General features: G+C 55.7%; 10 protein-coding genes and 1 other RNA gene. 10 read left to right on the plus strand and 1 reads right to left on the minus strand.

What is annotated here, in order from left to right; translation table 11 throughout:
• Positions 1 to 43 precede the first annotated feature (43 nt).
• A non-coding RNA gene (gene ssrS, locus PHD76_08685) (6S RNA) lies at positions 44 to 223 on the plus strand.
• Between the two features lie 2 nt (positions 224 to 225).
• Here the strand turns inward: ssrS and PHD76_08690 are convergent.
• Positions 226 to 1,524 carry an AsmA-like C-terminal region-containing protein gene (locus PHD76_08690; GenBank protein ID MDD5261908.1) on the minus strand — a complete coding sequence of 433 codons (1,299 nt, stop codon included), beginning with the start codon at positions 1,522 to 1,524 and terminating at the stop codon, positions 226 to 228.
• Between the two features lie 4 nt (positions 1,525 to 1,528).
• Here PHD76_08690 and PHD76_08695 point away from each other — a divergent pair, with 4 nt between their 5' ends.
• From PHD76_08695 to PHD76_08735, 9 genes are all read left to right on the plus strand, one after another.
• Positions 1,529 to 2,404, plus strand: coding sequence for a diacylglycerol kinase family lipid kinase (locus PHD76_08695; GenBank protein MDD5261909.1), 876 nt, complete (start codon positions 1,529 to 1,531; stop codon positions 2,402 to 2,404).
• 259 nt (positions 2,405 to 2,663) lie between these two features.
• Positions 2,664 to 3,803, plus strand: a complete 1,140-nt coding sequence (gene tgt / locus PHD76_08700; protein ID MDD5261910.1) for a tRNA guanosine(34) transglycosylase Tgt — start codon at positions 2,664 to 2,666, stop codon at positions 3,801 to 3,803.
• Positions 3,790 to 4,146: a preprotein translocase subunit YajC gene (yajC, locus tag PHD76_08705; protein MDD5261911.1), complete on the plus strand. Its 357-nt coding sequence runs from the start codon at positions 3,790 to 3,792 to the stop codon at positions 4,144 to 4,146. The genes tgt and yajC overlap by 14 nt, the downstream gene beginning before the upstream one ends.
• Before the next feature lie 36 nt (positions 4,147 to 4,182).
• Positions 4,183 to 6,522 (plus strand): protein translocase subunit SecD, encoded by a 2,340-nt coding sequence (secD, locus tag PHD76_08710; GenBank protein MDD5261912.1) that lies wholly within the window; start codon positions 4,183 to 4,185, stop codon positions 6,520 to 6,522.
• A 19-nt stretch (positions 6,523 to 6,541) separates the two neighbouring features.
• Positions 6,542 to 8,215 (plus strand): single-stranded-DNA-specific exonuclease RecJ, encoded by a 1,674-nt coding sequence (gene recJ, locus PHD76_08715; GenBank protein ID MDD5261913.1) that lies wholly within the window; start codon positions 6,542 to 6,544, stop codon positions 8,213 to 8,215.
• Between the two features lie 381 nt (positions 8,216 to 8,596).
• A complete protein-coding gene (locus tag PHD76_08720; GenBank protein MDD5261914.1) occupies positions 8,597 to 8,905 on the plus strand; it encodes a hypothetical protein in 309 nt (102 codons plus the stop codon).
• Positions 8,906 to 9,003: 98 nt separating this feature from the next.
• Positions 9,004 to 11,031 carry an ATP-dependent DNA helicase RecG gene (recG, locus tag PHD76_08725; protein MDD5261915.1) on the plus strand — a complete coding sequence of 676 codons (2,028 nt, stop codon included), beginning with the start codon at positions 9,004 to 9,006 and terminating at the stop codon, positions 11,029 to 11,031.
• Between the two features lie 68 nt (positions 11,032 to 11,099).
• A complete protein-coding gene (locus PHD76_08730) occupies positions 11,100 to 11,849 on the plus strand; it encodes a nucleotidyltransferase family protein (GenBank protein ID MDD5261916.1) in 750 nt (249 codons plus the stop codon).
• The gene (locus PHD76_08735) at positions 11,846 to 12,661 is read left to right on the plus strand and encodes a penicillin-binding transpeptidase domain-containing protein (GenBank protein ID MDD5261917.1); all 816 of its coding nucleotides are present in this window, start codon (positions 11,846 to 11,848) and stop codon (positions 12,659 to 12,661) included. Before PHD76_08730 ends, PHD76_08735 begins: the two co-directional genes overlap by 4 nt.
• Positions 12,662 to 12,711 lie beyond the last annotated feature (50 nt).

Consider the following 12,711-nt stretch of genomic DNA (forward strand, 5'->3'; position numbering starts at 1 on the left):
ATTTCGGGGCCATGCCGATTCTCAAACCGGCGTGATCCAAAAAATTTCCCTGCAGTGTTCGTGTACCGGATGTTACGCTTTCGACCGATATAACAATAATGGGACACAAGCGCGGAACCTTCTCCGATGCCATGCCTTTACTGGAAGGCAGCACGGGAACGCGCCGTCCCCCCTTTAACGGAGGGTAGAAAGACCTCATCCTAACGGCACAGGCGGGGATTTTTTTTAGAGGTTCGTGGCGTCCTGGCCGTTGAGCTTTTCCGCGAGGTTGGTCACGGGCTGGTCCAGGCTGCCGTTGAGCTTGAACGTGATCGTGCGGCTGCCGTCGTCCAGCTTGCTGAAATGTTGCTCCGCCTCAGCCGGGATTTGCTTGGCCAGTTCGGGGCTGAGAATCAGCAAAATGTCAAAATCCAGGTTGCGGTCAAATTTGATCGAGCCGGTGCCTGTCATTTTTAAATTGGGTGAAATCGCCTCCAGGCTGTAAAAAGTCAGTTGTTCGTCCGATAGCTTGTAGGTTCCCTTGATGGAATCGAACTTGGTGTAGCGGAGTTCCGGCAGTTTCAGCATCGTTCCGAGCGCATCCAGGGCCTTGAGCCCCGTCAGTTGCGTGCCCTGGGATTCGAGAGATCCTTTGCCCGACATGACCCGCGGCTGTTTGAGGTTGCCTTCCATTTCACAAGACAGGTTGATCTTGCCCTGGATAAACTCGGGGTTTGCCTCGAAATCCTTCATCAGCGATCGCAGATCAAGGTCGGTTAGTTTTAATGAAATGTTGTAGGTGGGGTCGGTTGTCCCGTTCCCGGTATTGATCACGATTGCCCCCTCGGATTTTCCACCGTACGCGTCCCCCGTAAGATCCCGGAGCGTCAGGACATTGTCGCGAAATTCGATCTGCGAACGAATGTTACGCAGGCAGAGATGGGGGCCAAACCTGATTGCCTGGACGCGGATCGCGCCGTCGGCGGAGGCATTTTGATCAACCAGGTGAAGGCCGCCTTTTACACTGACGTCATCGGCGTGGAGAAGGATTTCGTTGGAAGCTGTTCGGACCTCCACACCGCCGTGCCGGAGGTCAAAGTCCCTCAACAGAACCTCGAATTTCAGAAAGCCGGTCTCAAACGTCAGGGTTTCCTTTGCGGCATCGGGACTGGGATGCGGAATGTTCCAGGTGCCGTCGTTTTGCTGGATGAACAGCAGCCGGGGGTCCTGGAGCCGGATGATGGTGAGTTCGATGCGATGGCGGAGGAGGCTGAGAGGCGCGTATTTTAATGTGGCGCTTTTCAAGGCTAAAAAGGGCGAGGCATCCTTGAGGGATGTGCTGAGCTTGAGATTTTGCAGCTTCATGCCGCTGAGCAGGTTGATCTCCGGCTTTTCAAAGTTAAGTTCTCCTCCAACGCGGCGGGAGATGAGAATGCGAATGTTCTCGATAATTTCCGGGCTGCCAATATATGACTGAACCCACCAATACGCGAAGCATCCAAAGAGCAACAGCCCCGCAAGTAAAATTGACAGCACCTTTTTCATTTCCATGAATCGAGCAAATTCAGAGATTTGTATCATACTGAACCCGTCTGCCAAGGGAGAACGTGCGCGTAATCTTGCGGACAAGCTCCGGCGCAGCCTCCCTGAGGCGCGGGTGCTGCTGACCCGCTACAGGGGCCACGCGGAGGAATTGGCGCGGCAGTCGGTCCGGGCTGAATATTCCAAAATCGTGGCAGCCGGCGGCGATGGGACCATTAATGAGGTGGTGAACGGCATCGCGGGCGCACGCGGGGTCGCGCTTGGAATCCTGCCGGTTGGCACGGTGAATGTTTTTGCCATGGAACTGGGGATCCCGTCGCGGATGGAGGCGGCGCTGGAAATTGTTACCAACGGGCATACCCGGAACCTGGATTTGGCGCGGGCGAACAACCGTTATTTTGTCCAGTTGGCCGGGGTTGGATTTGACGCGGAAGCGGTCAAGGCGACGGATCTCAATTTCAAAAAAGTGGCGGGCCCCTTGAGTTATTTGCTGGCTGCGACGCAGGTCGCGGCGCAGAAACCCCCGCTCCTGCAAATCCGCTGGGACCAGGGCCATGTGGTGGAGGGGTGTTTCATGCTGGTGGGCAACGGACGTTACTACGGCGGCCCGTTCCAATTTTTCCCGGAGGCGGACATGCAGGACGGGAAGCTGGACGTTTGCGTGTTCAAGAAGCGGACCCATTTCGACCTGCTGCGTTATTTTCAGGGGATTGTCAGTGGGACGCACACGAAGTTTGACGATGTGGCGTATTTCAAGGCGCGACATATCAGCGTGACGGCGGACCGGCGGGTTCCGCTGGAAGTGGACGGCGAACTGGCGGGCGAGATACCGGTGGAATTCAGCATCAAGAAGCAGGCGTTGAAGGTTCTTGTGCCGGAGTAGGAAGTCATTTTACAGAAAGATCGCGGAGAACGCGGAGAGAATTTTGCTGCCAATTTTCTGATTATGCCAAAATTCCTCATTCCACATCCCGCATTTTTATCTCCGTGCTCCCCGTGACTTGTGAGAGAAAAGTATTCTTTTGCGTCCTTTCGCGTCCTTCCTGTAAAAATGTGTCCTGTCTTAAATCCTTTTTTCTTCAGCTATCCGACTTGCCAGTTTTGATAAAAACAGGCATCACAGAGCCCCTGTGTTTGAACTTTTGGCGCAAGACCCCGGCAGCAAGGCCCGTTTGGGCCGCCTGACCACCCCGCATGGCGTGATTGAAACCCCCGTGTTCATGCCCGTCGGCACCCAGGCCACGGTCAAGGCCGTCTCTCCGGTCGAATTGAGGGAACTCAAGGCCTCGATCATCCTTTCCAATTCCTATCACATGCTGATCCGGCCCGGTCTTGAAGTGATCCGCGAAATGGGCGGGCTGCACCGTTTCATGGGCTGGGACGGGCCGGTTTTGACCGACAGCGGAGGGTACCAGGTTTTCAGCCTGGCCAAACTCCGGAAAATCACGCCGGACGGGGTGAAGTTTCAATCGCACATCGATGGCGCTAATTTATTCATCGGCCCGAAGGAGGCGGTGCAAATCCAGCGCACCCTGGGCTCGGACATCATGATGGCCTTTGACGAATGCCCGCCCTGGCCTGCGGAGAAGGAAAAGGTGCGCGCCGCCGTGGACCGGACGCTGCGATGGGCGGAGTTGTGCCGGCAGGAGCAGGAATTGCAGCCCCCGGGACCGACACCGGGGCAGAAGCTTTTTGCGATTGTCCAGGGCGGGGAACATGCGGACCTGCGGAGGGAATGCGCGGAACGGCTGACGGCGCTGGATTTTCCGGGTTATGCCATTGGCGGGGTCAGCGTTGGCGAGCCCGAGCCCGAGATGTTGAAAGCCATTGAAGTGACCGAGCCCTGGCTGCCCGCCCACAAACCGCGCTATGCGATGGGGCTGGGGCAACCGCACCAAATTGTCAAAATTGTCGCCCGCGGGGTGGACATGTTCGACTGTGTTTTGCCGACACGGGTGGCGCGCAACGGTACGGCCTACACCCGGCAGGGGACGTTGAATTTGAAGAGGTCGGGTTTGCGCTGCGAAAAGGGGCCGATTGAAAGCGCTTGCGGCTGTTATGCTTGCCAAAATTTCAGCCGGGCGTATATACGGCATTTGCTAAAAGCGGAGGAAATACTTGGCTTGCGCCTTGTAACACTCCATAATTTGCACTTTTACATCAATATGATGCGGGAAATGCGCGAAGCGATCGCCCTCGGCTCGTTTGGCGTGTGGTCCCGTGAGTTTTTAGAACAGTACAAACCAAGGGAAGAACATGAACATGTGGATGAGCAGTCTTGAACAGGTATTAATCACCGCCCAGGCGGCCGCACCCGGCGCCCCCGCGGACGCCGGCAATTTTTTCAGGCAGATGCAACCCATTGTCATGATGGGCCTGATGCTTGTGGTCCTGTATTTTTTAATGATCCGCCCGCAGATGAAACAGCAGAAGGAACACCGCAAACTGGTCGAAGCCGTGAAAAGCGGCGACAAGGTTGTGGCTGCCGGCGGCATTTACGGAATCATTTCCAATGTGAAGGACAAAACCGTCATCCTGAAAGTGGCGGACAATGTGAAATTTGAAGTCGATAAGGCCAGCATCACCGTGGTGATGAAGGACCCCGACGCAGGCCAGGCTTCCTAAACCGGCCTTATCCGCCAACTTCACCCACAGGATGTTATGAATCAAATGTTAGTCTTTGCGGCCTCGCTGGCCTTTCTCGTGTTTTTTGTCTGGTATCTTGCGACCACGCACGACAAGAACCGGCGCTGGGTCTCGTTGGCCCTGATCGGTACGATGCTGCTCATTTGCGCCCTTTCCCTGTTCGTTCCCAAGAACGGGAAATTCGGGGTTCCCATCGGCAGGAATTTTGGAATCAATATCAAGCCCGGCCTGGACTTGAAGGGCGGAACCCAGTTCACGGTACAACTGGCCGGAACCCCGTCCGCCTCCGCGCTCGACCAGGCGGTCGAAGTCATCCGCAAGCGCATTGACGCGCAGGGCGTCGCGGAACCCGTCATCCAACCCGCCGGCGGCAACCGCATCCTGGTACAGATTCCCGGCATCAACGAGGCTGACAAACTCAAATACCGCCAGCAACTGGAGCGGGTGGCCAAGCTCGAATTCAAGATGGTTCACCCTGAAAACCACGCGCTATTGCCCGACGTCCTCGCCGGAAAAGCCCAGCTTCCGTTTGACTATGAGATACTGCCGTTCAGGGACAACGAGGGCAACGGCGCGCCGAAAAAATCTTCCATTATCGTCAAGAAACGCGCTGGATTGTCCGGCAAACATGTGAAAAGCGCATGGGCCAGCGCCGATCAACTCGGGCGGCCCGAGGTGAACCTCGAGTTTGACGGTGAAGGCGCTCAGTTGTTTGAGAGGCTAACCTCCGTCAATGTCAACAACCAGATGGCGATTGTGCTCGATGGAGAGGTCTATTCCGCGCCGGTTATCCGCCAGGTTTTGAGTTCACGCTGCAGTATTTCCGGCGGGAACATGAACCGCGTCGAGGCAATCGAACTCGCCAGCGTCCTGGAAAATCCGCTGGAAACACCGGTCTCCATCGTGGATGAACGGGGAGTTGATCCGACACTCGGCGCCGCCTCCATCCAGAGTGGGTTTCACGCCGCATTGCTCGGCATTCTCTTCGTTGCCGTATTTACACTTCTTTACTATCGCATTGCCGGCGTCATCGCCGTTATTGCGCTGTTCATCAATTTGTTTGTCCTGCTAGGCCTGCTGGCCCAGTTCGGATTTACCCTGACCATGCCGGGCGTTGCGGGCATTATTCTGACCATCGGCATCGGCGTGGACGCCAACGTGCTGATCTTCGAGCGCATTCGTGAAGAACTCGATCTTGGCAAGCCCCTGCGGAATGCCATCCAGGCCGGGTTTGAAAAGGCCTTTTCCTCCATTCTGGACGCCAACGTCACTTCGCTGATCGCTTCAGTCATCCTCTTTTGGCAGGGAACCGGAGCCGTTCAGGGATTTGCCATTACGTTGTCGCTCGGCATTCTTTCCAGTTTGTTCGCGGCACTGGTTGTCACGCGCACCGGTTTCGACTGGCTGTTGAATGTCGTTTCGCTGGAAAATCTCAAGATGATGCGGCTCCTGCACCGGCCCACCTTTGATTTTATGAAGATCAAATGGCCGGCCATGGCGGTTTCTGCAGCGCTGATTTTGATTTCGATTTACGGCGTTCATTACAAGGGCGACAAGGCCTACGGCGTCGATTTTGTCGGCGGCGATCTGCTGACGCTCTCCTTCAAACAAAAAATTTCCGACGAAGCCGTGCGTGAAGCCGTGAAGGGAACCGGCGCCATCCCGCAGTATCAGCGGGGATCGGGCGACAATCCGGAAGTGCTCGGCATTCGCAGCGCCTTCGGGCAGGGCGAACGGATTGAGCAAACCCTGACGGAGAAATTCCCGCAGGCGGAATTCAAGCGCTTGCAACTTGATAAAGTCGATGCTGTCATTGGCGGCGAATTCAAGCAAAAGGCCGCCATCGCCCTTGGCCTCGGCATCATCGGCATCTTTATTTATGTGATGTTGCGCTTTGAAACTTCCTATGCCTTGGGAGCCATCATCGCACTGGTCCATGATGTGATCATCACCTTGGGGCTTTTTGTTTTGATGGGCAACGAGCTGTCGCTTGTGACCGTCGGCGCCATCCTCACCATTGCGGGTTATTCCATCAACGACACGATCATCGTTTTTGACCGGATTCGCGAGGGGTTGAAGCACGACAATCGCACCTCCTTGGCTGTGATTTTCAACCAGTGCATCAACGCGACGCTCAGCCGTACCCTGTTGACTTCCGGCACGACCCTGCTGGCCGTGTCGGCGCTGTACGGGTTTGGCGGAATGGTCATCCATGATTTTGCGTTGATGCTTTTGTTGGGCATCGTTGTGGGAACCTACTCGTCGATCTTCATTGCCAGCCCTGTGGTGTTGCTGTTTGGCGACAAGGCCCGCCAGACCGCATCAGCCTCGGCGCCCGCTTCCGCTGCGAATTAGCAACTTGTGAAAAAATAACATGGCGATAATCCGGGAAAAGCATTGGAAAGTCGCAGTCGGCGATCACATCAATGCGGAACGCCCGGATGAAATCATCGGACACCTTCTGTCGCGCCGCGGGCTGGACACTGACGCGGAGCGCCAGCGTTTTCTGAACCCGCGCCTGCAGGATCTGGCTGATCCCCTACGCCTTCAGGATATGGACCGCGCCGTCGAACGCGCGCAACAGGCGCTTTTAAAGCGCGAAAAAATCCTCATCTACAGCGATTACGATGTGGATGGAATGTCGAGCAGCGCGCTTTTGTACCGGTTTTGGGCCGGGCTCAACGGCGAGGCTCGTGTTTTTATTCCGGAGCGCAAGTCAGAAGGCTACGGGCTTTCGATCCAGGGTTTGCAGAGGGCGCTTTCGGACGGGCCGGTCTCCCTTTTGTTTGCCTTGGATTGCGGCACCACCAGTTGCGAAGAGGTTGCCTGGCTCAACAGCCGGGGCATTGACGTCATCATCATCGACCACCATGAGCTGGGCTCTGAATTGCCGGCTGCGCATGCCTTCATCAATCCGCAGCGCGGCGAGACCGACCGCATTCTGTCCACGGCCGGACTGGTCTTTAAATTTTGCCATGCATTTTTGAAAATACGGAGGGACCCAAGCCTGTTTAATTTGAAGGAGCATTTGGATTTTGTCGCGCTGGGTACCGTGGCGGATTTAGTTCCGCTGCGGGACGACAACCGGATTCTGGTGCGGCACGGGCTTGAACAGCTCAATGGAACCAATCATATCGGGTTGCAGGCGCTGATGGACGTGGCGGGGGTGCAGCGCGATCCCACGCCGTCCACGGTCGGATTCGTGCTCGGCCCGCGCTTGAATGCCAGCGGGCGCCTGGCAGAAGCGCGGTCCGGATGGGAATTGTTGACAACGGAAGACCCCGGCAGGGCGACTGACCTGGCGCGGGATTTGGACCAGTTGAATCGGGAGCGGCAAAAGCTGGAGCAAACGGCATTTGAAGATGCGGATGCTTTGCTGGCATTGCAGCCGGAATCGGAAAATAAATATTGCATCGTAGTGGCTTCACCCGATTGGCATCAGGGGGTTGTGGGAATCGTGGCCTCCCGCCTGCAGCGCAGTTATTACAAGCCTGTGATTGTCATTTCGCTGTCGGAAAAAGGCGGCAAGGGGAGCGCGCGCTGCATCGAGGGATGTTCCATCATGGACGCGTTGCGCGACAACGCCCATTTCCTCAAGGGTTTCGGAGGCCATGCGATGGCCGCCGGGCTTGAGATTGAGCCGGATAAAATTCCCGATTTTCGAAAAGCCCTCAACGCATGGTTTTGCAAATCCGTCGATTGCGGGGTTTATCTCGAGCAATTGCGGATCGATTTGGAATTGCCAGGAAGAGCGTTGACTGAAAATCTCGCGGAGGAAACCTCCAGGCTGGAACCTTTCGGCAAACAGAATGAATCGCCTGTGTATATGGTCCGGGGCATTCGGGTATTGGGCGCGCCGAAAATTTTTGCCCAGCGCCATATTCGTTTCACAGGCCAGGCTGCTGGGGTGCGCTTCGCGGCGGTTGGGTTTGGGATGGCCGGGAATTTTGCTTCGTCGGCTGCCTTGGACCTTGCCGGGCACTGGGAGGTGGACGGCTTCACGCAGCGACCGAGCTTCCGCATCCTGGACTGGCGCCGCGCGGCTTGAAGCAGATAGATCCCCCTGACAAGGAGGAGGGAAAGGGGGTTTGTGTTTCCCGCGAAAAGGAACAAAGCACAGAAAGAAGCACATTTTTAACCACAAAGGCACGAAATCACGATATGGAAGAGGCAATATTACAGGATGTACAGAGTGGAAATGATATCTGCGTATGTGAAAACCGGTGTGAGTCGTGGGTAAAATTTGCCGAGGAGGTTATGTGTTTGAGTGGTGGATTGGCGATCACCCTCCACGTCCTGTGCATGTTTCAAAGACGGACGGACGCATCCTTGGACGTGTCGTTATTGCCACGAAGCAATCGATGGACGCTTGGAATCCGCCACGAAAGGTGCTAGAGATCATTGAGGAATTGAAAAAAGAAGGCCGCCTATGAAATCGAAGACGCAGAATCCGCTCAAAGTACCGTTCGGAGCCGCCAAGGGCGTTGCCATTCGAAACGTCCGCTACCTTCAGTGGGAAGATGCCTTTGATGTGAACTTCGAGGATGGCGTCAGTTTCCTCGAACCCCATGCCACTATTCGCAAGGCCAACAAGATTGTCCCAACTGCCACGCTGCAATCGGTAGAACTCGAGGCAGAATCCCATCACGGCTTTTTTGTCCATTATGACAACGGGCAAACTGCCGAAGTCTCGTGGGCCTTCATCCGCGAACTTCCTCCGAAGCCGACCCGGAAGTGATTCCCCGTTTCTTCTTTACGGGGGCGGATGGTCGTAGTGGAAAGTGGCGCCATACCGCCGCACTTCATATCGAACCTTTCCATAACTAGAAAATTTTAATGGACGAAACGCCTAAAACACATGTCAGAAAGCCGAGAGCTGTCGCGCCGGTTTGGAAAAAACTGGGCCTCGCCACCGCAGAGGAGTTGTTGTTCCATTTCCCGCGACGCTACGAGGACCGGGCACGCTGGCTGAATCCGTTCGAGGCAAGGGAAGGGGAGTCGGTCACGGTGCGCGGGAAGATCGCCACTGCGCGTTTCGCCCGCTGGCGCGGAGGGCGCAACTGTTTTGAAGCCAACTTTCAACCCGACAGTCAGTTCGAGGTGCTGCAGTTGGCGTGGTACAATATGCCGTTCCTGAAAAATTACCTGACCGAGGGCAAGGAACTCATCATTCATGGCAAGATCGTTGTCTCGGGCAAAAAAAGGAAAATCATCCATCCCGAATTCGAGCTGGTGGCCCATGATGCGAACGACAGCATCCATCTGAACCGCATTGCGCCGGTTTATCCGAGCACGAGCGGGCTCAACCAGCGCCTTATCCGCAACGAGATTTACGGGTTGTTGTTCCGCGAAAAAGTGCATTTCGAGGAAATCCATCCCGTGCCGCCGGGTTTCAAGGAGATCGGTGAAGCCATGTGCGGCGTGCATTTTCCGGAAACATGGGAGCAACTGGAAGAGTGTCGCCGCCGTCTGGCATTTGATGAATTGCTCGCCATGCAGGTTTTGCTGGCGCACCGGCGACGCCAGGCCAAGTCGTGGCATAAAGTCCGCGTTAAACCGAAATTGGAGCTTTGCACGGAGCTTTTAAAGTCGCTTCCGTTCGAGCCGACAAAGGCCCAGCAGCGGGTTTTTGCCGAGGTGGACCGCGATCTTGAACGGCCCCAGCCGATGAACCGGATGCTGCAGGGCGACGTGGGGTCGGGAAAAACCCTGGTGGCTGCGCACACGTTGCTGCGCGCTCTTGAGAGCGGAAAGAATAGCGCGTTTCTAGCGCCAACAGAGACGCTGGCCGAGCAGCATTATCAGAATCTGACCCGGTTGCTGGAACCGCTGGGCGTGTCGGTGCGGCTCTTTACTCGCAGCCGGAAATCCACCGACGCGGCGCTCTTTGGCCGCAAGGGGGTCGTTTATGTGGGTACCCATGCTCTGTTCCAGGAAAAGGTCGAACTCCCGAACCTGGGTCTGGGGATCATCGATGAGCAGCACAAGTTTGGCGTCCTGCAGAGGCAGGCCTTTTTGGGAAAGGGCGATCATCCGGATTTGCTGGTTATGACGGCCACGCCGATCCCGCGCACGCTGTGCCTGACGCTCTATGGCGACCTGGATATTTCGATTCTGGATGAAATGCCGCCGGGCCGGAAAGCGATTCGGACGGTGCTGCGCTCCCGCCCTGAACTGCCCAAGGTCTGGAAATTCATCCGCAAGGAAATGGCTCTGGGTCGGCAGGCGTATATCGTGTATCCGGTACTGGAAGAAAATGAGCAGAGTGAATTAAAATCCGTGCAGGCGGCCTTTCGCGAGATGAAACAATTGTTCGGCGACAAGGAAGTGGTGATGTTGCATGGGCGGATGGACGCGGACGAAAAGGCCGAAAAGATGCGGGCTTTTCGGCAAAAGCAAAGCCATGTCATGGTGGCGACTTCCGTCATCGAAGTCGGCGTGGATGTGCCGGATGCCACGCTGATGGTGATTGAACATGCCGAACGGTTTGGCCTGGCCCAGCTCCACCAATTGCGCGGCCGCGTGGGGCGAGGGGATGCGCAGTCGTATTGCGTGCTGGTTGGCGAGGCAAAAAGTCCTGAAAGCTGGCAGCGCCTGAAGATCATGGAGGAGACCCAGGATGGCTTTGTGCTGGCGGAGGAGGATTTGAATATCCGTGGGCCGGGGAATATTCTCGGAACGGAACAGAGCGGACTGCCGCCGTTGCGGGTGGCGAATCTTGCGCGCGATTTAAAGATTTTGGCGATGGCGCGGGAGGTGGCGGCGGAGCTGGGCGCGAGCGACCCGGATCTGGCGCGGCACCCCGAATTGAAAAAGCGGCTTGAGATTTATTGGTCGGCGGCCGGCCCGCAGGCTGCGAATTAGCCCGAATGCGTTGAATTTCTGATTTTATTTTCCGTTGACTGCTTTTTTCCAGCCTTCATACCTTTACGATGCAACTCTTAATACTGGCGGCAGGTTATGCCACGCGTTTGTATCCTCTCACCCTGAACCAACCCAAACCTTTGCTTCCTGTTGCCGGGAAACCGATGATCGACCATGTGCTGGATCATCTGGCGCAGATCCAGGGCATTTCGCGGGTGCTGGTGGTGACCAACCACAAATTCATCACGCATTTTGAAAAATGGGCCGCGGGCTATGACCGCAAGCACGGCAATTTTGATTTTAAAATCATCGATGACGGTTCCACGTCCGACGACGACAAGCTGGGGGCGATTGGAGATATCAATCTGGTCATCAAGAAGGAAAATTTGCAGGAGGATTTGATTGTGGTGGCGGGCGACAACCTTTTTGACCATTCGCTGGCCGGGTTTGGCGATTTTTGCAAAAAACAAAACGCGCCGGCTGTTGGAATTTATGATGTGGGCGATATGGAGCTGATCAAAAAATATAACAGCCTGACTTTGGACGACGCGGGAAGGATCACTTATTTTGAGGAAAAGTCGCCCAATCCGAAAAGCAGCCTGACTGCGATTGCGCTTTATTATTATCCGAAGTCGATGATTCCCATGATCCGTCAATATGTGGACGAAGGCAACAATCCGGACCAGCCCGGACGCCTGGTGCAATGGTTGTACACGCGGACCCCGGTTTATACCTGGAAGGTGCCGGGCCAATGGTTTGATATCGGCGGCAAGGAAAGCCTGGAAGAGGCGGATCGCATCTTTCGGAATAAAGCTTGAACGTCCGTGCAGCCATTTTTGTTGGCATGCTTGTGTGGTATGTCGGCGCCTTCTGCAGCGTTGGAGCGGAGTTGCCAGCCTCCTCCATCTCCAAGTCCAAGTGGGTCGTCCTGCAAACCGGAACAGACGGGAAGACTTGGGTCGAGGGCGATGCAGCGCTTGCAGACCAGCCCTATACTCCCGCCTCGACTTTCAAGGTTCTGATCGCATGGGCAGGGTTGGAGGAAGGCAAAGCGAATCCTTCAACCTTGCATCGCGTCGCCGACAAACATGTTCCCGGCGCGCCACGGGAGCTCTCCATGACCGAGGCGATGTTTTATTCCAGCAACGACTATTTTATATGGCTTGCCGGACAGGTGGGGCGGGATAGGTTGGATGCCTATTTACTGCGCAGTGGCTGGGTGAGGGGAGCCTTCCCGAAGGATTGGTTGGGCAAGGAATGGGATCGGGTTGAACGAGGCGGTAATCTGACCATCACACCCCGTCAAAATCATGATTTCATGCGCGGGGTTGCGTCGGGACATTTTGCTTCTTCAAGCCGTGTGCAGGCGGATTTATTGGCCGCAATGCGCTGGCCGTCGGATCGGGAGGATTTGAGGCTCTACGGCAAGAGTGGAACGGCGGGCGGGGCGGTGTGGTTTAATGGATTTGCAGACACAGCGAAGGGTCGGCAGGTCGTGACGGTTTTTATGCCGGGCGGACTGGAGCTTCGTGTGCAGGTCATTGGAAAATTTTATGAGTGTTTCGGGTTGCATTTTAAAACGGAATGGCTGGCATCGCCTGATTTGACGCCGGATATTCACAAGAAATGATGTTGAATCTGGCATGAATATGGCTAGATATTTTGGCTTATGTTAAGGAA

The sequence above is a fragment of the Candidatus Methylacidiphilales bacterium genome, from assembly GCA_028713655.1.
Classification (GTDB): Bacteria; Verrucomicrobiota; Verrucomicrobiia; order Methylacidiphilales; family JAAUTS01; genus JAQTNW01.

What these genes read in the sequence shown, in the direction of transcription:
- PHD76_08695 (MDD5261909.1), top strand. Translation starts at nt 1,529, where the DNA reads ATGAATCGAGCAAATTCAGAGATTTGTATCATACTGAACCCGTCTGCC.
- secD (MDD5261912.1), top strand. Translation starts at nt 4,183, where the DNA reads ATGAATCAAATGTTAGTCTTTGCGGCCTCGCTGGCCTTTCTCGTGTTT.
- recG (MDD5261915.1), top strand. Translation starts at nt 9,004, where the DNA reads ATGGACGAAACGCCTAAAACACATGTCAGAAAGCCGAGAGCTGTCGCG.
- PHD76_08720 (MDD5261914.1), top strand. Translation starts at nt 8,597, where the DNA reads ATGAAATCGAAGACGCAGAATCCGCTCAAAGTACCGTTCGGAGCCGCC.
- yajC (MDD5261911.1), top strand. Translation starts at nt 3,790, where the DNA reads ATGAGCAGTCTTGAACAGGTATTAATCACCGCCCAGGCGGCCGCACCC.
- PHD76_08690 (MDD5261908.1), bottom strand. Translation starts at nt 1,524, where the DNA reads ATGAAAAAGGTGCTGTCAATTTTACTTGCGGGGCTGTTGCTCTTTGGA.
- PHD76_08730 (MDD5261916.1), top strand. Translation starts at nt 11,100, where the DNA reads ATGCAACTCTTAATACTGGCGGCAGGTTATGCCACGCGTTTGTATCCT.
- recJ (MDD5261913.1), top strand. Translation starts at nt 6,542, where the DNA reads ATGGCGATAATCCGGGAAAAGCATTGGAAAGTCGCAGTCGGCGATCAC.